Origin of the sequence: Streptomyces sp. NPDC087300, from assembly GCF_044744425.1 — a bacterium.
Classification (GTDB): Bacteria; Actinomycetota; Actinomycetes; order Streptomycetales; family Streptomycetaceae; genus Streptomyces.
In genome coordinates this window covers 290,089-309,403 of record NZ_JBIUYI010000009.1, presented here as the reverse complement: position 1 = coordinate 309,403, position 19,315 = coordinate 290,089, and the positions used below count along the sequence as shown (strand labels likewise).

The 19,315-nt window shown below is 72.7% G+C and carries 22 protein-coding genes; 8 read left to right on the top strand and 14 right to left on the bottom strand.

Features of this window, described 5'->3' with window-relative positions:
- Positions 1-89 precede the first annotated feature (89 nt).
- The 5 genes from ACIO9J_RS34515 to ACIO9J_RS34495 are packed head-to-tail and all read right to left on the bottom strand — an operon-like array spanning position 90 to position 5,111.
- Positions 90-800: a VIT family protein gene (locus ACIO9J_RS34515; RefSeq protein ID WP_402008246.1), complete on the bottom strand. Its 711-nt coding sequence runs from the start codon at positions 798-800 to the stop codon at positions 90-92.
- A gap of 24 nt (positions 801-824) precedes the next feature.
- Positions 825-2,084 (bottom strand): amidohydrolase family protein, encoded by a 1,260-nt coding sequence (locus ACIO9J_RS34510; protein ID WP_402008244.1) that lies wholly within the window; start codon positions 2,082-2,084, stop codon positions 825-827.
- Positions 2,081-3,412 (bottom strand): amidohydrolase family protein, encoded by a 1,332-nt coding sequence (locus ACIO9J_RS34505; RefSeq protein ID WP_402008242.1) that lies wholly within the window; start codon positions 3,410-3,412, stop codon positions 2,081-2,083. Before ACIO9J_RS34505 ends, ACIO9J_RS34510 begins: the two co-directional genes overlap by 4 nt.
- A 15-nt stretch (positions 3,413-3,427) precedes the next feature.
- Positions 3,428-4,312: an SDR family NAD(P)-dependent oxidoreductase gene (locus tag ACIO9J_RS34500; RefSeq protein WP_402008240.1), complete on the bottom strand. Its 885-nt coding sequence runs from the start codon at positions 4,310-4,312 to the stop codon at positions 3,428-3,430.
- Position 4,313: 1 nt separating this feature from the next.
- Entirely contained in the window at positions 4,314-5,111 is a 798-nt protein-coding gene (locus ACIO9J_RS34495) for an acetoacetate decarboxylase family protein (protein ID WP_402008238.1), read from the bottom strand.
- Positions 5,112-5,194: 83 nt separating this feature from the next.
- On the opposite strand from ACIO9J_RS34495, the gene ACIO9J_RS34490 reads away from it, so the two are divergent.
- The 6 genes from ACIO9J_RS34490 (at position 5,195) to ACIO9J_RS34465 (ending at position 10,820) form a co-directional block, all read left to right on the top strand.
- Complete coding sequence (locus tag ACIO9J_RS34490) at positions 5,195-5,830, top strand: TetR/AcrR family transcriptional regulator (RefSeq protein ID WP_402008236.1); 636 nt, start codon at positions 5,195-5,197, stop codon at positions 5,828-5,830.
- An 87-nt stretch (positions 5,831-5,917) separates the two neighbouring features.
- Entirely contained in the window at positions 5,918-6,913 is a 996-nt protein-coding gene (locus ACIO9J_RS34485) for a DEDDh family exonuclease (RefSeq protein WP_402008234.1), read from the top strand.
- Positions 6,914-7,003: 90 nt separating this feature from the next.
- The gene (locus ACIO9J_RS34480; protein WP_150166323.1) at positions 7,004-7,237 is read left to right on the top strand and encodes a hypothetical protein; all 234 of its coding nucleotides are present in this window, start codon (positions 7,004-7,006) and stop codon (positions 7,235-7,237) included.
- A gap of 93 nt (positions 7,238-7,330) precedes the next feature.
- Positions 7,331-8,119, top strand: coding sequence for an SURF1 family protein (locus ACIO9J_RS34475; RefSeq protein WP_402008231.1), 789 nt, complete (start codon positions 7,331-7,333; stop codon positions 8,117-8,119).
- Positions 8,120-8,275: 156 nt separating this feature from the next.
- Positions 8,276-10,060 (top strand): glycoside hydrolase family 15 protein, encoded by a 1,785-nt coding sequence (locus tag ACIO9J_RS34470; protein WP_402008229.1) that lies wholly within the window; start codon positions 8,276-8,278, stop codon positions 10,058-10,060.
- 4 nt (positions 10,061-10,064) lie between these two features.
- Positions 10,065-10,820 carry an SDR family oxidoreductase gene (locus ACIO9J_RS34465; protein ID WP_402008227.1) on the top strand — a complete coding sequence of 252 codons (756 nt, stop codon included), beginning with the start codon at positions 10,065-10,067 and terminating at the stop codon, positions 10,818-10,820.
- Between the two features lie 24 nt (positions 10,821-10,844).
- On the opposite strand, the gene amaP is transcribed toward ACIO9J_RS34465, so the two are convergent.
- The 5 genes from amaP to ACIO9J_RS34440 all read right to left on the bottom strand — a co-directional run bounded on the left by amaP (position 10,845) and on the right by ACIO9J_RS34440 (position 13,194).
- Positions 10,845-11,423 (bottom strand): alkaline shock response membrane anchor protein AmaP, encoded by a 579-nt coding sequence (gene amaP, locus ACIO9J_RS34460; protein WP_402008225.1) that lies wholly within the window; start codon positions 11,421-11,423, stop codon positions 10,845-10,847.
- A 5-nt stretch (positions 11,424-11,428) separates the two neighbouring features.
- Positions 11,429-12,109 carry a DUF6286 domain-containing protein gene (locus tag ACIO9J_RS34455; protein WP_402008223.1) on the bottom strand — a complete coding sequence of 227 codons (681 nt, stop codon included), beginning with the start codon at positions 12,107-12,109 and terminating at the stop codon, positions 11,429-11,431.
- Positions 12,106-12,450, bottom strand: a complete 345-nt coding sequence (locus tag ACIO9J_RS34450) for a hypothetical protein (protein WP_402008221.1) — start codon at positions 12,448-12,450, stop codon at positions 12,106-12,108. Before ACIO9J_RS34450 ends, ACIO9J_RS34455 begins: the two co-directional genes overlap by 4 nt.
- Positions 12,451-12,453: 3 nt before the next feature.
- The gene (locus tag ACIO9J_RS34445; RefSeq protein WP_402008219.1) at positions 12,454-12,639 is read right to left on the bottom strand and encodes a hypothetical protein; all 186 of its coding nucleotides are present in this window, start codon (positions 12,637-12,639) and stop codon (positions 12,454-12,456) included.
- Between the two features lie 69 nt (positions 12,640-12,708).
- Positions 12,709-13,194 (bottom strand): Asp23/Gls24 family envelope stress response protein, encoded by a 486-nt coding sequence (locus ACIO9J_RS34440; protein ID WP_402008217.1) that lies wholly within the window; start codon positions 13,192-13,194, stop codon positions 12,709-12,711.
- 107 nt (positions 13,195-13,301) lie between these two features.
- On the opposite strand from ACIO9J_RS34440, the gene ACIO9J_RS34435 reads away from it, so the two are divergent.
- Positions 13,302-14,027: a nucleopolyhedrovirus P10 family protein gene (locus tag ACIO9J_RS34435; RefSeq protein WP_402008215.1), complete on the top strand. Its 726-nt coding sequence runs from the start codon at positions 13,302-13,304 to the stop codon at positions 14,025-14,027.
- Positions 14,028-14,032: 5 nt separating this feature from the next.
- Here the strand turns inward: ACIO9J_RS34435 and ACIO9J_RS34430 are convergent, their stop codons facing one another.
- The 4 genes from ACIO9J_RS34430 to ACIO9J_RS34415 form a co-directional block, all read right to left on the bottom strand.
- A complete protein-coding gene (locus ACIO9J_RS34430) occupies positions 14,033-14,836 on the bottom strand; it encodes an enoyl-CoA hydratase/isomerase family protein (protein ID WP_402008213.1) in 804 nt (267 codons plus the stop codon).
- Positions 14,837-15,001: 165 nt separating this feature from the next.
- The gene (locus ACIO9J_RS34425) at positions 15,002-15,223 is read right to left on the bottom strand and encodes a helix-turn-helix domain-containing protein (protein WP_055550175.1); all 222 of its coding nucleotides are present in this window, start codon (positions 15,221-15,223) and stop codon (positions 15,002-15,004) included.
- 386 nt (positions 15,224-15,609) lie between these two features.
- On the bottom strand, positions 15,610-17,208 hold the full coding sequence (locus ACIO9J_RS34420; RefSeq protein ID WP_402008210.1) for an ABC-F family ATP-binding cassette domain-containing protein: 1,599 nt from the start codon (positions 17,206-17,208) through the stop codon (positions 15,610-15,612).
- A gap of 121 nt (positions 17,209-17,329) precedes the next feature.
- A complete protein-coding gene (locus ACIO9J_RS34415; RefSeq protein ID WP_402008208.1) occupies positions 17,330-18,178 on the bottom strand; it encodes a hypothetical protein in 849 nt (282 codons plus the stop codon).
- A 237-nt stretch (positions 18,179-18,415) separates the two neighbouring features.
- Here ACIO9J_RS34415 and ACIO9J_RS34410 point away from each other — a divergent pair, with 237 nt between their 5' ends.
- Complete coding sequence (locus tag ACIO9J_RS34410) at positions 18,416-19,306, top strand: neutral zinc metallopeptidase (protein WP_402008206.1); 891 nt, start codon at positions 18,416-18,418, stop codon at positions 19,304-19,306.
- Positions 19,307-19,315: the final 9 nt, after the last annotated feature.

The following is a 19,315-nucleotide window of genomic DNA, read 5'->3' as shown; positions in this document are numbered from 1 at the left end:
CCTGGTAGCTCGCGACTAGGGGTTGTTACCGACAAGTATTACCGGCGGTACGAGGCCGGTTGTTGGTGATCTCTGCCAAATGCGGCGCCTCAAACACCGACCGCCCCGAGCAGCACCCCCGCCCCGTAGGTGACCGCCATGGCGAGCGCGCCGCCCGCCATGTTCCGCAGCACGGCGCGCCGCACGTCCGCCGAGCCGAGCCGTGCGCTGCTCCAGCCCGTCAGCGCGAGGGCGCCGAGGACGGAGAGCACGGTGACGCCGAGCCGCCAGTCCGACGGCGGCAGCACGATCGCGAGCAGCGGCAGCAGGGCGCCCACGGTGAAGGCTACGAAGCTGGCCCAGGCGGCGTGCCAGGGGTTGGTGAGCTCGTCGGGGTCGATGCCGAGCTCCACGCGCGCGTGGGCCCGCAACGCGTCCCGCTCGGTGAGCTGCTCGGCGGCCTCGCGCGCCACCTCACCGCTGAGCCCGCGCGCCGCCAACAGCTCGGTCAGCTCGGCCAGTTCCGCCTCGGGCTGCTCGCGCAGCTCGCGCTTCTCCATGGCCAGGGCGGCCTTCTCCGAGTCGCGCTGGGTGGAGACGGAGACGTATTCGCCCGCGGCCATGGACATGGAGCCCGCGAGCAGCCCGGCGAGACCGGCGGTGAGCAGCGCGCCGCGGTCGTCGGTGGCGCCCGCGACGCCGACGACGAGGCCCGCGGTGGACACGATGCCGTCGTTGGCCCCGAGCACGGCGGCCCGCAGCCAGTTGAGCCGGGCGCCGAGGGCGCCGCCGTGCGCTTCGTCGTGCGTTGCGTCAGTCACGCAGGGAGCATCGCACCGCAGGGGTCACCAGATGCGTACCGACCCTCCCGGCGCGAACACCGGGCTCGTGGCGTCGGCGGGCGGCTCCTTGAGGGGGTCGTCCAGTTCCCGGACCGTCGGTCCCACGCGTGCGGCGACCTCGCCGAGCGCGGTCAGGTCGAAGCCGTAGACGCGGGCCGCGTTGCCGCCGACCATCGCCTCGATCTCGTCCCTCGGCAGGCCCGCGTAGGCGATGCGCAGGCCCTCGCGGGAGTACGGGTGGGTGCCTTCGTCGTGCGGGTAGTCGCTGCCCCACATGATCTTGTCGAGGCCGATGCGGTCGCGCATCGCCGCCTCGTGCGGGCGCATGAAGCTGGCGCCCACGAAGCAGTTCTCGCGCCACACCTGGGAGGGGCCCTTGCCCATCGAACCGGCGAGGCCCGCGCCGAACTTCGACTCGGCGGTGTCCGCCTTCGTCGCCGCCGAGACCAGGCGCCCGTGGTAGTAGTCCAGCATGTCCAGGACGCCGGGGATCCAGCCCGAGCCCTGCTCGGTGAGGACCAGCTTGAGCTCCGGGTGGCGCCGGAACGCGCCGCCGAAGACGAGGTGCCACAGCGCCCGGTGCGAGAACCACGTCGTCTCGACCATGAACACCGCGCGCGCGGCCGGCTCGTCGCCCAGCGGCGGCGACGCGGAGCCCGCGTGGTGGTTGACCGGGACGCCGAGCTCGGCGCAGGCCGCCCAGATCGGGTCGTACGTCGCGGAGTAGAGCTCGGGAAGGCCCGAGCCCGGCGGGGTGCCGGGGAGCAGGACGCCGCCGGTGAGGCCGGCCTTCACCGACCGGTGGATCTCCTCGACGGCCTGGTCGACGTCGTTCAGGAGGATCTGGAAGACGCCCGCCCTGCGCCCCGGGGCGGCCGCGCAGAAGTCGGCGAGCCACCGGTTGTGGGCCCGCAGCCCCGCCCAGCGCTGCGCGAACTCCTCGCGGGTCGGCGCGGGCGCCATCAGCGAGGCCGAGGGGAAGAACGGCGGGATGGTGTTCGGGAAGACGACCTCGGCGACGATGCCGTCCTCTTCGAGCTCGGCGATACGGCGGTCCGAGTTCCAGTTGCGGTCGGCGGTGTCGGCGAGGAGGTCCTCGTACGGATTGACGTAGGTGGCCGCCCACGCGTCGAACGCGTCGTGGTGGCGGGACTCCAAGTAGGGCTTGTAGTCGAGGAGATCGGCGCCCGCGTGGCAGTCCGCGGAGATGACGGTGTAGCGGTCGTCAGCGGTGTGCCGTGGACCCTGCTGTGCAGCACTCATGTGTCCGCCCCCAGTACCGGGAAGTCGTGGTCGGTCAGCCAGTGGCGGCCCACTTCGCGCGAGCGCGCCCAGGACGCGTCGACGGCCGCGCGGGCCGCGGTGTCGGTGGGCTGGCCGAGTTCGTCGGGCGTCGGGCCGATCCGGCGGGCCAGCGGCGCCAGCTTGGCTGTGTCGAAGCCGAAGACCTCGGCGGCCGCGAGCCCGAGCATCCGGCGGCTCTCCCCCACCGGGATGTCGTGGAAGGTCTTCTTCAGCCACGCGCGCGTGTCGGGCCAGGTGCCCTCGGGGTGCGGGAAGTCGCTGCCCCACAGGATGTTGTCGACGCCGATCTCGTAGCGCTGGGCGAGTTCGCGGCGCTTGGTGTTGGTCGCGCAGACGAAGAGCTGCCGGTCCAGGTACTCGTGCGGGGGCCGCTTGAGCTCCGCGAACGGGGAGAGCTTCTTGCCGCCGTGCGCCCCCAGGTAGAGGCGGTCCATGAACCACAGGAGGTTCGGCAGCCACCAGCAGCCGGACTCCGCGACGCCGAACCTCAGGCCCGGATGGCGCTCGAAGACGCCCGACCAGAGCATGAACCACAGCGGCCGCGCGGGCCACCACGTCACTTCGGAGACGTAGATCCCCAGGTGGTCGCCGTACTCGTGGCGGGGCGCCGCTCCGGAGTGGGTGACCACGGGCATCGCGCACTCGGCGGCCGCCGCCCACACGGGGTCGTAACGCCGGTCGTGGTAGGGCGCCTTGTCGACCCACATGGAGGGGATCATCAGCGCGCCGAGCCCCGACTCCTTGGCGCGGTGCACCTCGGCGACGACCCGGTCGACCTCGCCGGTGATGGGCAACAGGGCGACGCCGCAGTGCCGTTCGGGATGTTCGGAGACGAAGTCGGCCAGCCAGCGGTTGTGCGCCTGCGCGCCCGCCATGCCGAGTTCGGGGTCCTGGTCGCCGGAGAGCCCGAGTCCGACCCCGAAGGGCGCGGCCGTCTGGCTGTCCACGGCGTCCGCGTCGGGGAAGACGACCTCGGCGGCCACCCCGTCGCCGTCCAGCTCCTTGAGGCGCTGTGCGGTCTCCCAGCCGCCGCGCAGGCCCTCCTCGTTGTCCTGGAACCACTTGGCGGCGAACGCGTCGTTGCGGATGCCGAGCCGCGTCGCCTCCTCGCGGCGGGCGTCGCGCTCGCCGAGGAATTCGTCGAAGGCACGGTGGAAACGGCTGTCGAGATAGGGCCGGTACTCCTCGGTGGGCAGTCCGGCGTGGCAGTCGGAGGAGATGATCAGGTACGGATCGAGCTCGTCGTGATGGTCCTGGTCGGTCGTCCGGTGGTCCTGGTCGGTCATCGGTCACACGCCCCTTCAGTCCAGGATGAAGCTCTCCAGGTACGCCGGGTCGGCCCGCTCCAGCATCGAGCGCGAGCGCGCCTTGATCTGCCGGTCGCTGTGCTCGCTCTCCGGCAGGAGCCAGAAGCGCCCGGCCGCGATCCCCTGGGCCACGAAGTCCGCGACCTGCTCGACCGGCGTGAACGCCACCTCCTGGCCCGCGTCCTTCATCGCCGCCTCCCACTGGTCGAGGCTGCGGTAAGGGGTCTTGCGGGGGCGGGACTTGGCGTACCGGTCGGGGCGGTTGCGGTGCGACTCCCACAGGCCGGTGCGGAGCATGTGCGGTCCCGGGAAGAGCACGGAGGCGCCCACCCGCGCGTGCTCCGCCTTCAGATGCGCGTACAGCGACTCCGTCATCGTCACCACGGCAGCCTTGGTGACCGCGTACACGGAGGCGGTGGGCAGCGGCGCGATGCCGCCGTCCCCGGAGGAGGTGTTCACGACGTGGCCGGGATCGCCGCCCGCGATCATGCGCGGCACGAACGCCTGGATGCCGTGGAAGACGCCCCACACGTTGACCTCGAAGGCCCACTTCCAGTCGTTGGGCTCGTGCTCCCACATGCGGCCCTCGGCGCCCGAGCCGACGCCCGCGTTGTTGCACAGCACGTGGACGGCGCCGAACTTCTCGTACGCCTCGTCGGCGAGCGCGAAGACCTGCTCGCGCGAGCCGACGTCGACCACGCGCGCGTGCACCGTCGCGCCGTCCTCGCGCAGCGAGGCGGCCGCCTTCTCCAGGGCGCTCTCCTCGACGTCGGCGAGGACCACCTTCAGCCCCTGGGCCGCGAACCGCCGCACCATGGCGAGCCCGATGCCGCTCGCCGCGCCCGTGACGACGGCGACCTGTCCTTCGCTCAGCTCCATCTCAGGCGCTCCCCTCGGGCGGCCCGTCGAGGATCTGCGCGGGGTCGTCGTAGCGCTGGTGGATGTAGGGCAGCAGGGCCTGGGCGCTGACGCGTTCCACGACCTTGCCCTGCTGGTCGGTGGTCTTCTCGCCGATGCTGATCTCCACCACCGCGCGCACGGGGAGGTCGGCCACCGGGTCGTACATCGACTCCCGCAGGACGACGTCCCCCGTGATTCCCTCCAGCTTGCGGACCTTCTCGTTGCGCACGCAGTGCACGAGCACCGGGTCCGCGTCGAACCCCGAACCGTCCACCGCGGGCAGGAACTTGAAGTAGAAGTCGGTCTTGCGCGTCGGCTCCGGGAGCGGCAGGTCACCGCTGACCGCGCCGCGCACCTCCACGAACGCGATGCCGTGCCGGGCGAGCGAGGCCCGCACCACCAGGCCCTCGCGCTCCACCTCGACCTCGCCGAGCTTCTTCGGTTCACCGAAGACCTCGCGCCCGCCGATCAGGGCCCGCTCGTGGGTCATCGGCATCACCAGCGGATACCAGCCGGTCACTCCCCCGTGCTCGGCGGCGACGGCCACCGAACCGGCGCCCAGCGGATAGCCGGGCAGGTCGACCTTGCTGATGTTGGCCCGCACCAGGGGCCGTCCGGTGGGCTTCAGCGGCGGCGGCAGGACCGCGGCGACCGCGTCGGGATCGCTCTCCCAGACCGCCACCACGCCGGTGGACCAGATGTCGGGGAGCTTGGAACTCGCGGTGCGCGCGGCGGCGATCTCCGCCTCGGTGCGCGCCCCGTACCGAATACGTGCCATGTCGTACCACCCTTCGTCGACGCGGATCCAGGTCCGCTGCGGGGACTTGCGGGAGGTTCTGTAACACAGTTACAACAGGACTCGTGAAGGGTAAAGAGACGCGTACACATCTGAACCGGGAAGACGTGCTCGACGCCGCGGCGAACCTGGTGAAGCAGCACGGGCCCGCCGCCCTGACCATGCGCAAGCTCGCCGCCGAGCTCGGCACCGCCGTCACCTCGATCTACTGGCACGTCGGCAACCGCGAGTCGCTCCTGGACGCCCTCGTCGAACGCACCGTCGCCGACCTCGGCGAGATCCGGCCCTCCGGGGCCACCCCCGACCGGCGCGTCGTCTCCGTGGCGCGCGCCCTGCGCCGCCAGCTGCGCGACCATCCGCACCTCGTCGCCATGGTGCACGAACGGGGCCTCACGGAACGGATGTTCCTGCCCGCCCAGCGCGCGCTCGTCCACGAGGTGCACGCGGCGGGGCTGCGCGGCGCCCGCGCGGCCGACGCCGTCCGCGCCGTCCAGATCCATGTCGTCGGCCACGTCCTGGTCGAGCGCAACCGCGAACGCGCGCCCGTCCAGCGCCCCGGCGAGGACGAACTGTGGACGGCGGAGACCGCGGAGCGGGACGCCGCGCTCGCCCGCGCGCTGGCCGGACCCCTCGATCCCGAGGCGCTGTTCACCACCTCGGTGCGGGCTCTGGTGGCGGGGCTCCTGGGCCGCGGAAGCTGACGGAGCGAGGTGCTTCCCGGCCCGGCAGGCCGACAGCAGTCGGCCCAGGGACCTGACTGTCAGTCGCGGCCCGTATCCTCATGGACCATGCTCGAAGACCGCACGACCGCAGCGTCCGCCACCCCCTGGCCGGCCGCGTATCCAACGGGGTACGCGGTCGTCGACGTCGAGACCACCGGACTGGCCCGCGACGACCGCATAGTGTCGGCCGCCGTCTACCGGGTGGACGCCAGGGGCGAGATCGAGGACCACTGGTACACGCTGGTCAACCCCCAGCGCGACCCGGGCCCCGTCTGGATCCACGGACTCACCACCGCGATGCTCGCGGACGCGCCGCTCTTCAAGGACGTCGCCGAGGAGTTCGCGGCCCGCCTGGACGGCCGCGTCCTCGTCGCGCACAACGCGGTCTTCGACTGGTCGATGATCGCCAGGGAGTACGCGCGCGCCGAGCGCACCGCCCCCGTCCGCCAGCGGCTGTGCACCATCGCGCTCTCCAAGGAGCTCGCGCTCCCGCTGCCCAACCACAAGCTGGAGTCCCTGGCCGCCCACTTCGGGGTCGAGCAGCGCCACGCGCACAACGCCCTCGACGACGCGCGCGTGCTCGCCGAGGCGTTCCGCCCCAGTCTGCTCGCGGCCGCCGGCGGCAACGTCCGCCTGCCGCTCCTGGAGTGCCGCCCGCTCACCGAGTGGTCCGACGGCGCGCCCCGCATCGTCCGCCAGCCGACGGGCCCGACGCCCGCCTCCTCGTACCGGCCCGGGAGTTGGCGCCCCTCGCGCAAGCGGCCGCCGTGCCCGTACCCGAACCCGGGGCGCTACGAGCCGGGCGAGCCGCTCAAGCAGGGGATGCGGATCGCCTTCTCCGGAGACACCTCGGTGGAGCGCGAGCTCCTGGAGGACCGGGCGGTGGAGGCGGGCCTGCACATCGCGACGAGTGTGTCCCGGCTCACCAGCCTGCTCGTCACGAACGACCCGGACTCCGGCACCTCCAAGACCGTCAAGGCACGCTCCTTCGGCACGCCGGTGATCGACGAGGCGGCCTTCGGACAGCTCCTCCAGGACGTGGCGCCCGCCACGGAGGGATGACCACCGCGGCGGCGTCAGACGGGTGATTGGCGGGCGACTCGCCCGCCGACCGCTCGCCCCGCACCGCACCCGCGTCCCACCCTGTGGCGCATGGCACGTTGCGAGGTCTGCGGAAACGACTACGGCATGTCCTTCGAAGTGCACGCGCAGGGCGCGGTGCACGTCTTCGACTGCTTCTCCTGCGCCATCCACCGCATGGCGCCGATCTGCGAGCACTGCCGGTGCCGCATCATCGGGCAGGGCGTCGAGGTCGAGGGGCACTGGTACTGCGGCGCCCACTGCTCGCGCGCGGAGGGGCGGGTGGGCATCGTCGACAACGTCTGACCCCGACTCCCGTCCGGACGGCGGCGCGTCCGCCGGACCCCAGTCCCACCCCCGCCCCGCAGCACCCCACGGCACTAGTTGTACCGTCGTGGGGTGTACCGCTTCCTGTTGTCCCGGCAGTGGGTGATCCTCACCCTCATCGCCCTCGTCCTCATCCCCGTGATGGTCGAGCTCGGCTTCTGGCAGCTGCACCGGCACGAGCACCGCGTCGCGCAGAACCAGCGGGTCTCCGACGCGCTCGCGGCCGCCCCGGTCCCCGCCGAGAAGCTCACCTCGCCCGGCCACGAGGTCCCGAAGACGGATCTGTACCGCCGGGTGAGCGCCAAGGGGACGTACGACACGGAGCACGAGGTCGTCGTCCGGCGCCGCACCAACTCCGACGACGAGGTCGGCTTCCACGTCCTGACCCCCTTCGTCCTCGACGACGGCAAGGTCCTCCTGGTCAACCGCGGCTGGATCCCGGCCAACGGACCGCAGACCGCGTTCCCGAAGGTCCCCGCGCCGCCGAAGGGCGAGGTCACCGTCACCGGCCGCCTGATGGCCGACGAGACCTCCGCGGCGAGCGGCATCAAGGACGTCCGCGGGCTGCCCGACCGTCAGATCATGCTGATCAGCAGCGGCCAGCAGGCCGACGCCCTCGGCAAGCAGGTGCTCGGCGGCTACGTCGAGCAGACCTCGCCCGAGCCGCCCGGCGGCTCCCCCCAGATGCTCGGCGGGCCCGACCACAGCGGGATCGGCCCGCACATGGCGTACGCCGTCCAGTGGTGGCTGTTCGCCGCGGGCGTTCCCATCGGCTGGGTGGTCCTGGTCCGCAGGGAGCGGCGGGACCGGGCCGCGGCGGCGGCTGCGCCTGCGCCTGAAGCTGAGCCCGCCCCAGCGTAGGCGTTCCGCCAGGGAGGACAGATTCTCGGCTGCGTCTGCGGCTGCGGCTGCGTCGTGGCTTGTCGCGCAGTTCCCCGCACCCCTTCGGGCGCGACCCCGTCCGCGAGCCGCAGTCCCATCCGGTTGGCGCGCTTCCTCTCAGGGAACCCGTCACCCGTGCACCGACCCATCGAGGACTACGCGCTCATCGGCGACCACCAGACCGCCGCCCTGGTCTCCCGGGACGGCTCGCTGGACTGGCTCTGTCTGCCCCGGTTCGACTCGGCCGCCTGCTTCGCCGCGCTGCTCGGCGACGAGGAGAACGGCCACTGGCGGCTCGCCCCCAAGGGCGCGGGCCCCTGCACCCGCCGCTCCTACCGCGACGACTCCCTCGTCCTGGACTCCGAGTGGGACACCGAGGACGGCTCCGTCCGCATCACCGACTTCATGCCGCAGCGCGACCGCGCCCCCGATGTCGTACGCGTCGTCGAGGGCCTGAAGGGCAGCGTCACCCTGCGCGGCACGCTCCGGCTCCGCTTCGACTACGGCTCGGTGGTGCCGTGGATGCGCAGGACGGACGGGCACCGCGTCGCCGTCGCGGGGCCCGACTCCGTGTGGCTGCGCAGCGAACCCGCGGTGCGCACCTGGGGCGAGGACTTCGGCACGCACTCCGAGTTCACCGTCGAGGCGGGCGAGAAGGTCGCGTTCGTGCTCACCTGGCACCCCTCGCACGAGCCGCGCCCGCCGCTCGTCGACCCCTACGACGCGCTGCGGGACAGCCTCGCCGACTGGCGGGCCTGGGCCGGGCGCTGCCGCTACCAGGGGCCGCACCGGGACGCCGTCGTCCGCTCCCTGATCACCCTGAAGGCCCTCACCTACGCGCCGACCGGCGGCATCGTGGCCGCCCCCACCACCTCGCTGCCCGAGGAGATCGGCGGCGTGCGCAACTGGGACTACCGCTACTGCTGGCTGCGGGACGCCACCCTCACCCTGGGCGCGCTGCTCTCGGCGGGCTACTCGGAGGAGGCCGGGGCGTGGCGCGACTGGCTGCTGCGCGCGGTCGCGGGCAACCCGGACGACCTGCAGATCATGTACGGCCTCGGCGGTGAACGGCGGCTTCCCGAGTACGAGGTCCCCTGGCTGGCCGGCCACGCGGGCTCCGCGCCCGTGCACGTCGGCAACGACGCCGCGCACCAGTTGCAGCTCGACGTGTACGGCGAGATCGTCGACTCCCTCGCACTCGCCCGCCGTTCGGGCCTGCGCGACCGCCCGCACGCCTGGAACCTACAGCTCCGGCTGCTCGAATCCCTGCGCGAGAAGTGGCGCGAACCCGACCAGGGCCTGTGGGAGGTGCGCGGTCCGCGCCGGCACTTCGTCCACTCGAAGGTGATGGTGTGGGTCGCCGCCGACCGCACCGTACGCGCCCTGGAGGAGGAGCCCGAGCTGCGCGGCGAGGCGGCCCGCTGGCGCAAGCTGCGCGACGAGGTGCACCAGGACGTGTGCGCGCGGGGGTACGACGCGGAGCGGAACACCTTCACCCAGTACTACGGCTCCGCCGACCTGGACGCCGCGCTGCTGCTCATCCCCCGGGTGGGCTTCCTGCCGCCCGACGACCCGCGCGTCATCGGCACCATCGACGCGGTCCGCGCCGAGCTCGGCCAGCACGGCCTGCTGCGCCGCTACAGCACGGACGGCCGGTCCGTGGACGGCCTGCCGGGGCACGAAGGGACCTTCCTCGTCTGTTCCTTCTGGCTGGCGGACGCGCTGCACCTGTCCGGGCGTACCGAGGAGGCGCGCGAGCTGTTCGAGCACCTGGTGGGGCTGCGCAACGACGTGGGGCTGCTCGCCGAGGAGTACGACCCGGTGGCCCGGCGCCAGCTGGGCAACTTCCCGCAGGCATTCAGCCATATCGGACTCGTGGGCACCGCCCTCGCGCTCTTCGGCGACGGCGCGGGAGGATAGGACCATGGATCTTGGACTGAAGGACCGTGTCTACGTAGTCACCGGCGCCACCCGTGGCCTCGGCAACGCCACCGCGCGTGAGCTGGTCGCGGACGGCGCGAAGGTCGTGCTCACCGGGCGGGACGAGAAGACCGCCACGGAGGCGGCCGCCGAACTCGGCCCGAACGCGGTGGGCGTCGCCGCGGACAACGCCGACCCCGCCGCCGCCGACCGGCTGATCGCCGCGGCCCGCGAGCACTTCGGACGCTTCGACGGCGTACTGATCAGCGTCGGCGGGCCCGCGCCCGGGTTCGTCGCGGACAACTCCGACGAGCAGTGGCAGTCGGCGTTCGAGTCCGTCTTCCTCGGCGCCGTGCGGCTCGCGCGCTCCGCCGCGGCCGAGCTCGGCGAGGGCGGCGTGATCGGCTTCGTGCTCTCCAGTTCGGTGTACGAGCCGATCGCGGGCCTGACCATCTCCAACGGTCTGCGCCCGGGGCTCGCCGGTTTCGCCAAGTCGCTCTCCGACGAGCTGGGTCCGCGCGGCATCCGGGTGCTCGGCGTGCTCCCCGGCCGGATCGGCACCGACCGGATGCGCCAGCTCGACGGCCTCTCGCCCGACCCGGAGGCCACCCGCGCCGCCAACGAGGCGCGCATCCCGCTGCGCCGCTACGGCACGCCGCGGGAGTTCGGCCGCACGGCGGCGTTCCTGCTCTCGCCCGCCGCCTCGTATCTGACCGGGATCATGGTGCCGGTGGACGGCGGGGCGCGCTCCGGCTTCTGAACCGCCGCGCCGGGTGGCGCGCGCTCAACTCACGCGTTCGGCGCGGTGCTTGACCGCGCGCAGCCGCACCGTGGCCGGCAGGTTCGCGAGGCCCGCCGAGTCGCGGGCGTGCGCGAGGGCCTCGGCGGAGAGCCGGTGCAGCGTCTCGGACGGCGTGGCGTGGGGTTCCAGGAGGAGCTCCACGCGCGCCTGCGGGGTGCTGCGCCGCCCGGTGAGGACGACCTGGGCGCGCTCGACGCCGGCCAGCGTCTCGGCCTCGCCGCTCAGTACGTTCTCCATGGCGCGCCCGCGCAGCAGTGCGCCCTCGCCGTCGCCGGTCTCCACCAGGACCTCCGAGAGCCGCCGCCTGCGCACCTGCGCGGAGAGCCACCACAGCGCGAGCAGCACGACCACCGCGAGGGCGCCGATGACGGTGGGCCAGAACCATCCGTCGCCCCGCCAGCGCGCCCGGTCGGCGGCGCTGACCAGGACGTCGTGCCGGCCGTCGTGGATCCACCAGGAGGGCGGGGACGCGCCGAGCCCGACGGCGAGCACGGAGCCGCCGACGACCAACAGCACGAGCCCGGCGAGCCCGAGGACCACCCGGTTGACGTTCCGCAGCATCCCCGTCACCCCTTCCTGCCGGGCCGCGCCACATGGACCGCGAGGCCCGGTGCGCGGGCCAGGCCCAGATCGCTGATGCCGTCGGCGAGCGTGGCGTCCAGATCGCCGCGCACGTCGTCGAGTTCACGGAAGTGCGAGACGGCCCGCACGTCGACCTTGGAGCGGGTCATGCGGACCCGCACGGACTGCACGCCCGACACGTCCATCGCCCGGTCGCGCAGCACCATGGCCGCGGCGCCCCTGTGCAGCCCCGCCCGTACGTCCGGGTGGGTGCGGCGCATCGGCAGGACGGCCCGCAGTCCGGGGGTCGCGGCGAGCACGATCAGCCACACCCCGACGAGGGCGGCGAGGGCGGCTCCCGCGAGCACCGCGGTGTCGTCGAGGGGCCGCTCGCCGAGCTGGCGGGCGAGTTCGCGCCGCCAGCGCATCGCGGGGTGGTCGGCGCGCACGGCGACCACGTCGTACAGGAACAGCCCGGCGCCGCCGAGGACGAGGAGTGCGAGGACGGCGGCGGGCACCCGGCGCGGCGACCAGAACCGGCCCGCCTTCTCGTCGTCCTCGGACAGGGTGGGCAGTGGCCGGTAGTCGGCCGCCGACGCCGACTGGCCGAGCTCGCCCGCCGTCCGCTCCGCCTGTTCGACGACCGGCAGCGGCTGGGTGCCGCCGCCCCCTCGGGGGTCGCTCATCGTGTCCTCCCCTGTGCCGCGGCGCGTACCAGCGCCGAGTGCAGCCGCTCCACCTGGACGGCCACCTCGGGCACGTCCATTCCCGCCAACGCCCTTACCCGCTGGGCGACATGGCGACGCACGGCACCGCACTGGCCGCCGATGTCGCAGGGATAGTCCAGTTCGAGACTGATGCGGACCCGGGCGGTGTCGTGGCTGACGGAGACGGTGGCGTGCGGCGCCGCGCCGTCGGCGGGCACCGCGGCCAGCGCCTCACGCGCCGCGCGTGCGGCGATCTTCGCGACGACCCGGTCGGCGATCCGGGTCGCGCCGCGCTCCCCCGGCGCGACCTGTGCCGCCACCGCTCACCGCCGCCGGTCGCCGCGGGCGCGGAAGAACTCGCCGGGCTCCAGGTCCCCTTCCAGGAACCGCCCTGCCACGAACCCGATGGCGCCGAGTGCGGCCACCAGGAGGAACGCCCCGAACCCGCCGAAGTATCCGGCGAAGCCGAGGGCCATTCCGACCACCATGCCGATCACGGCCATGCTCATCGTGCGCTCCTTAGCGAGACGCGAGTGCATCCAACCGGTGCGCCGGCCAGCCCGGCGCACCGGATCGTTCTACTGAAGCCTGCCCTGGGGCTCTTCGTCGTCCTCGTCGGGCAGTTTCACATCGCTCACCGCGAGATTGACCTCGACGACCTCAAGTCCTGTCATGCGCTCGACGGCCGCGATCACGTTCTCCCGTACTTCCTGGGCGACATCGGCGATCGACACGCCGTACTCGACGACGATCTCCAGGTCGAGTGCGGTCTGTACCTCGCCGACCTCGGCCTTCACGCCGCGCGTCACCGATTTGGTGCCGCCGGGGACGCGGTCGCGCACGGCCCCGAAGGTCCTGGCGAGCCCGCCGCCCATCGCGTGCACACCCTCCACGTCGCGCGCGGCGAGCCCGGCGATCTTCTCGACGACGCCGTCCGCGATGGTGGTGCGCCCCCGGGTCGCGGGATCGCCGCCGCCGCGCTTGGTGGCGGTCTTCCCCAGCGCCTCGTCGGGGGAATCCTTCTCCGGCGTCTGAGTCGTGTTCCGCTGTCCGGTGTCGGTCATCGCCGTCCCGTCCGTTCCGAAAGGGGATGTCGAAAGGGGATCTGTTCCCTTTGCCACACTAAGCGCGGTTGCGCGGCAGCGCGCCGGGGATGCGGCAGGCTGGGCACATGACGGGTGACGGGTGGACCCAGGCGGTACGGCGCAGGCTCGGCCTCGGCCGGGTGCTGCCACTGGGCGGGGCCGCGGACGGCACATGGGTGACGGAGGCCGCGGCGGGTGCGGTGCTGCGCCACGCGGCGCGGGAAGTCCCGGGCATCCGGGTGAACGGCCTGCGCATCGCGCTCGCCGATCAGGACCGGGCGTACGCCGCTGCCGTGCCGCCACCGCCGAGCGCGCTGCCGCCGGGGCCGCTGCGGATCACGGCGGAGGTGGCGGCCTCCCCGGAACAGCCGCTGCCCGCCGCGACGGCGCGCCTGCGGACGGCCCTGTCCGGCGCCGCGGACCGGCTCGGACTGGTGGTCGACGAGGTGGATCTGCGGGTGACGGCGCTGCTCGACGAGGGCGCGGACCCTGACGAAGCGGCGGACCGGCCGCCCGGAGAGGGCGCCACGTCCGCGTCGGCGGCGCCCGAGGGCGACAGCGACGCGGCACGGGCCGCGCGGGCGGCCCTCGCGGTGCCGGGGGTGACCCGGCTGACCGAGGAGCTCGGCCCCGCCGTCCAGTGGGAGGAGCACCCGGCGCCGGACGCGCTGGCGCGCCGCCACGCGCGCGTGGAGATCGCGACGGACCGGGAGCACCGCGCCCTGGACGTGGCGCTCGCGGTCCGCGCGGCGGTCGGCGACGCCGTGCCCGGCCACCCTTCGGTGGCGGTGCTCGTCACCGCCGTGGAGTAGTGATCTCAGTCGCCGAGGCCCGCGAGGTCGCGCAGCCGACGGCCCTGCGCCGCACGCTCGGCGACGCGCTGCTCCTCGTAGGTACGTCCGACGACGCCCTGGAGCAGTGCCTTGGTCTCGATGACGGCGTCCCGGGGCGCGCCGACGAGCGCGGCGGCCAGGTCCTTGGCGGCGGCGTCGAGCTGGTCGGCGGGCACGACGAGGTTGGCGAGGCCCACCCGCTCGGCCTCGTCCGCGTGCACGAAGCGGCCGGTGGCGCAGATCTCCAGGGCACGGGCATAGCCGACGAGCCCCACCAGCGGATGCGTGCCGGTGAGGTCGGGGACCAGGCCCAGGCTGGTCTCGCGCATGGCGAACTGCACGTCGTCGGCCACGATCCGCAGATCGCAGGCGAGCGCGAGCTGGAAGCCGGCACCGATGGCATGCCCCTGGACGGTGGCGATGGACACGATGTCGGCACGCCGCCACCAGGTGAACGCGTCCTGGTACTCGGCGATGGTCGCGTCGAGGAAACCGTCCTCGCCGCGTGCCATGTCGATGAAGGACGGCTCGCCCTCGAAGCCCTCGGGCGTGAACGCCTGCCGGTCGAGGCCCGCGGAGAAGGACTTGCCCTCACCGCGGAGCACCACGACACGGACGCTGCCGGGCAACAGCTGACCTGCCTCCGTCAACGCCCTCCACAGCGCGGGAGATTGGGCGTTGCGCTTGGCCGGATTGGTCAGCGTCACCGTGGCGACGGCCTCGTCGATGGTGAGGCGTACGCCGTCCTTGTCGAGAACCGGTGCGAGCTCGCTGTCGGACGAAGCCATGGGTGCCTCCGATGGAATGCAGTCGGGCCGGACGCACGGAGCGCCCGTAAGTGACTGCACAGTAACCACCCGGTCGATCAGGGGTCACCCCAGGTCCCTCAAGAACTGCGGGGGACGATCGACCGGGCGGTCACCATCGGACCACTGAACAGCGTGCCGCCGCTGTCAGCCGGCGGCGGCCTTCTTGCCTCGCGTCGCCCCGCCGCGTCCCCGCAGCGTGACGCCGGACTCGCTGAGCATCCGGTGCACAAAACCGTACGAGCGGCCGGTCTCTTCGGCCAACGCCCGGATGCTCGCACCGCCGTCGTACTTCTTCTTCAGGTCTGCCGCGAGCTTGTCGCGCGCGGCGCCGGTTACCCGGCTGCCCTTCTTCAGAGTCTCGGCCACCCGTGCCTCCTCATGGGAAGTGCGCTCTGGACTTCTCATGATCACCCCTCATGGGCTTCCTGGCCACCCATTCGGCAAGGTCCGTACGACAAGGTTTGCCGCTCCAGAAGCGGCCACCACGAGCGGAATTAACGATTCCGCGCGCCGCATTCCGTACGGCCGAACGGGTTGGGGGACGAAGTGCCAGGTCAGCGCTGTGCGAGGTGAGGCGGCCCGGCCACTGCCAGGACGGCGGCAAAATCCGTGTATGACACACCTCGGTACGAGGACAGCTCACACAGATGGGGGATCACGGATCGGCCGAATGATCCATACCCAGTGGATCAGTGGTTCGATCAAGCGCGGTGGACGCCCCGGGGATCAGCTCCGGGACGCCGGAACACGGCTCAGGCGAGGGCGACGAGGTCCGCGTAGTCCTGGCCCCACAGGTCCTCGACACCGTCCGGCAGCAGGATGATCCGCTCCGGCTGGAGGGCCTCCACGGCGCCCTCGTCGTGCGTGACGAGGACGACCGCGCCCTTGTAGGTGCGCAGCGCGCCGAGGATCTCCTCGCGGCTCGCCGGGTCGAGGTTGTTGGTGGGCTCGTCGAGGAGCAGCACGTTGGCCGAGGAGACGACCAGGGTCGCGAGCGCGAGCCGGGTCTTCTCACCGCCGGAGAGGACACCCGCGGGCTTGTCGACGTCGTCCCCGGAGAAGAGGAACGAGCCGAGCGTCTTGCGCACCTCGACGAGGTCGAGGTCGGGGGCGGCCGAGCGCATGTTCTCCAGGACCGTGCGCTCGGGGTCGAGCGTCTCGTGCTCCTGGGCGTAGTAGCCGAGCTTGAGGCCGTGGCCCTCGATGACCTCCCCGGTGTCGGGCTTCTCGGCGCCGCCGAGAAGCCGGAGCAGGGTGGTCTTGCCCGCGCCGTTGAGGCCGAGGATGACGACGCGCGAGCCCTTGTCGATCGCGAGGTCGACGTCGGTGAAGATCTCCAGCGAGCCGTACGACTTCGAGAGTCCCTCGGCCATCAGCGGCGTCTTGCCGCACGGCGAGGGCTCGGGGAAGCGCAGCTTGGCGACCTTGTCGCTCTGGCGCACGGCCTCCAGGCCCGCGAGGAGCTTGTCGGCGCGCTTGGCCATGTTCTGCGCGGCCACGGTCTTGGTGGCCTTGGCGCGCATCTTGTCGGCCTGCGAGTGGAGCTGGGAGGCCTTCTTCTCGGCGTTCTGGCGCTCGCGCTTGCGGCGCTTCTCGTCGGACTCGCGCTGCTGCTGGTAGAGCTTCCAGCCCATGTTGTAGACGTCGATCTGGGTGCGGTTGGCGTCCAGATAGAAGACCTTGTTCACGACCGTCTCGACGAGGTCGACGTCGTGGGAGATCACGATGAAGCCGCCGCGGTACGTCTTCAGGTAGTCCCGCAGCCAGACGATGGAGTCGGCGTCGAGGTGGTTGGTCGGCTCGTCGAGGAGCAGCGTGTCCGCGTCGGAGAACAGGATCCTGGCCAGCTCGATGCGGCGGCGCTGACCACCGGAGAGCGTGTGCAGGGGCTGGCCGAGCACGCGGTCGGGGAGGTTGAGCGCGGCGGCGATGGTCGCGGCCTCCGCCTCGGCGGCGTACCCGCCCTTGGTGAGGAACTCCGTCTCCTGGCGCTCGTACTGCTTGAGGGCCTTCTCCCGGGTGGCGCCCGAGCCGTTCGCGATGCGCTGTTCGTTCTCGCGCATCTTGCGCATCAGGACGTCGAGTCCGCGCGCGGAGAGGATGCGGTCGCGGGCCAGCACGTCGAGGTCGCCGGTGCGGGGGTCCTGCGGGAGGTAGCCGACCTCTCCGGAGCGGGCGATCGTGCCACCGGCCGGGGTGCCCTCACCGGCCAGGCACTTGGTGAGCGTGGTCTTGCCCGCTCCATTGCGGCCGACGAGGCCGATGCGGTCGCCCTTCGCGATACGGAAGGTGGCGTTCTCGATGAGGATGCGGGCGCCGGCGCGCAGCTCGATGCCGGAAGCGGTGATCACGGGGGTACTCCTGAACAGGGTGGACGGCGAGAAGGACGACTGAGGTGCTCGGGACCGGTGTCTATGCCGTCCAACTGAGAAGAGGAGCTGCCATGGCAGCCAGTCTAACGGGCCCCCGCAACTATTTTTCTGGCCCGAGGTCCCCGTTGCCCAGCGGCGTACGGCCGGGAACGATTCTGCCGTAGTCGTCCACCGCGATGAGCTGGGACGTCCATGCGGCGCCCGCGCTCCCACAGGGCTGGGCGACCAGCAGGGCGCCGCGGACGCGCACGGAGCGGGCCGGTTCGAAGGCGCAGCCGGGGCGGGCGGGCAGCACCCAGCGCAGGTCACCGTCGGCCGTGCGGTAGGCGGCGATGCGCCGCGGGGTGACGACGGCCAGCATCCGGGCGCCGGGGGTCAGCGGCCGCAGGACACCGGCGCCGCCGCGGGCCGCGGGCTCACGCAGCCAGTCCGCGCTGCCGGGGACCGCGCGGTGCCAGCGCACCGAGCCGCCGTCGGCCCGCGCGGTGTCGGTGACCAGGCCGTCGCTCCAGAGCGTGAAGGCGTGTCCGGGGGCACCGAGCGTCTTCAGGGGGCGCCGCCCTTCGCGCGCGTACGTCCATCGCACCGCGCCGCTCCCCGGGTCGTACGCCTCGACGGCCCGGCCCGTCGTGCGCAGCTCGGGCACCCCGGCCCGCGCGGTGTCGGCCACGCGCGCGTGGACGGTGAGGTGGTCTCCGTAAGGGGCGGGCCGCGCGTGGTGGGCGGCGGTGATGAGCGGCACGGCGAGCAGCAGAACAAGGACGAAGACGAAGACGAAGGGGAGCGCGATGCGGGTGCCGCGCCGGGCCGCCCGGGGCCGTGACCCTGGCGCGGGGAAAACGAGGCGCGGGACGGCCGCCCTGGCGGGCGGGCCGATCACCGGGGAGCCTGCCGGGCGCCGGCTCGGCGGCGCGGTGGGGTCGGTCGCCTCGACCGGCAGAGCGGACATGACGCCCCCTTCGGAACCACGTGCGGACCACGGCCCACGGATCGCGCAGAGCGTAGCCGCGGGGTTCGCGGCGGGTGCCCCGAGCCGTCGCGACACGGCGCGGGGTGCGCCCCGCGTCCCCCGTTCGGACCTCCGTCCGGCGCCCCGCACGGGCGGGCATATCAGGATGAAGTGGCCGATAGCTCGGCGCGCGGGGCGACGTGTGCCGTCCCGGACGCGAGGCAGAGGGGTGCGCCCATGCAGTTCGACGACGACGCCGACCTGGACACCTCCGAGGTGCAGGATGTGCGCGGCAGTCGGATCCCCGGCGGCAGGGCGACGGTCGGCGGCGGCATCGCCGGTCTGATCGCCCTGCTCCTCGGGCTCTTCTTCGGAGTGGGCCCCGATCAGCTGGGCCTCTCCTCCGGCAACGACGAGCCCGCCGCGTCGTCCTCGTCGCTCGCACAGGTGCAGCAGAGCTGCCGCACGGGCCGGGACGCGAACGCCAAGGAGGACTGCCGCATCGTGGCGGTGGTCAACAGCGTCCAGGACTTCTGGCGCCCGGAGTTCCAGCGCAGGAACGCCACCTACTACCCGGCGCAGACCGTCCTGTTCACCAACCGCGTGGGCACCGCCTGCGGGTCGGCGACGTCGGCGGTCGGCCCGTTCTACTGCCCCGGTGACCGGAAGGTCTATCTGGACCTGGGCTTCTTCGACGAGCTGCGGACGAAGTTCGGCTCCAACGGCGGGCCCTTCGCGCAGGCGTACGTGGTGGCCCACGAGTACGGGCACCACGTGCAGAACCTGATGGGGACCCTCCAGCGCTCCCAGGACGGGCGCACGGGCCGGGACAGCAACGCCGTGAAGGTCGAGCTCCAGGCGGACTGCTACGCGGGGGTCTGGGCGCGGCACGCGACCCGCAGCCCCGACGACCGCACCGGCAGGCCGCTGATCAGCAGCCTCGACGACAACGACATCCGGGACGGCCTGGACGCGGCGGCCGCGGTCGGCGACGACCGGATCCAGGAGAAGTTCCAGGGCCGCGTCACGCCCGAGTCCTGGACGCACGGCTCGGCCGAGCAGCGCCAGCAGTGGTTCTACCAAGGCTATCGCACCGGCGACATGGGGCAGTGCAACACGTTCCGCTGAGCGGGCCCG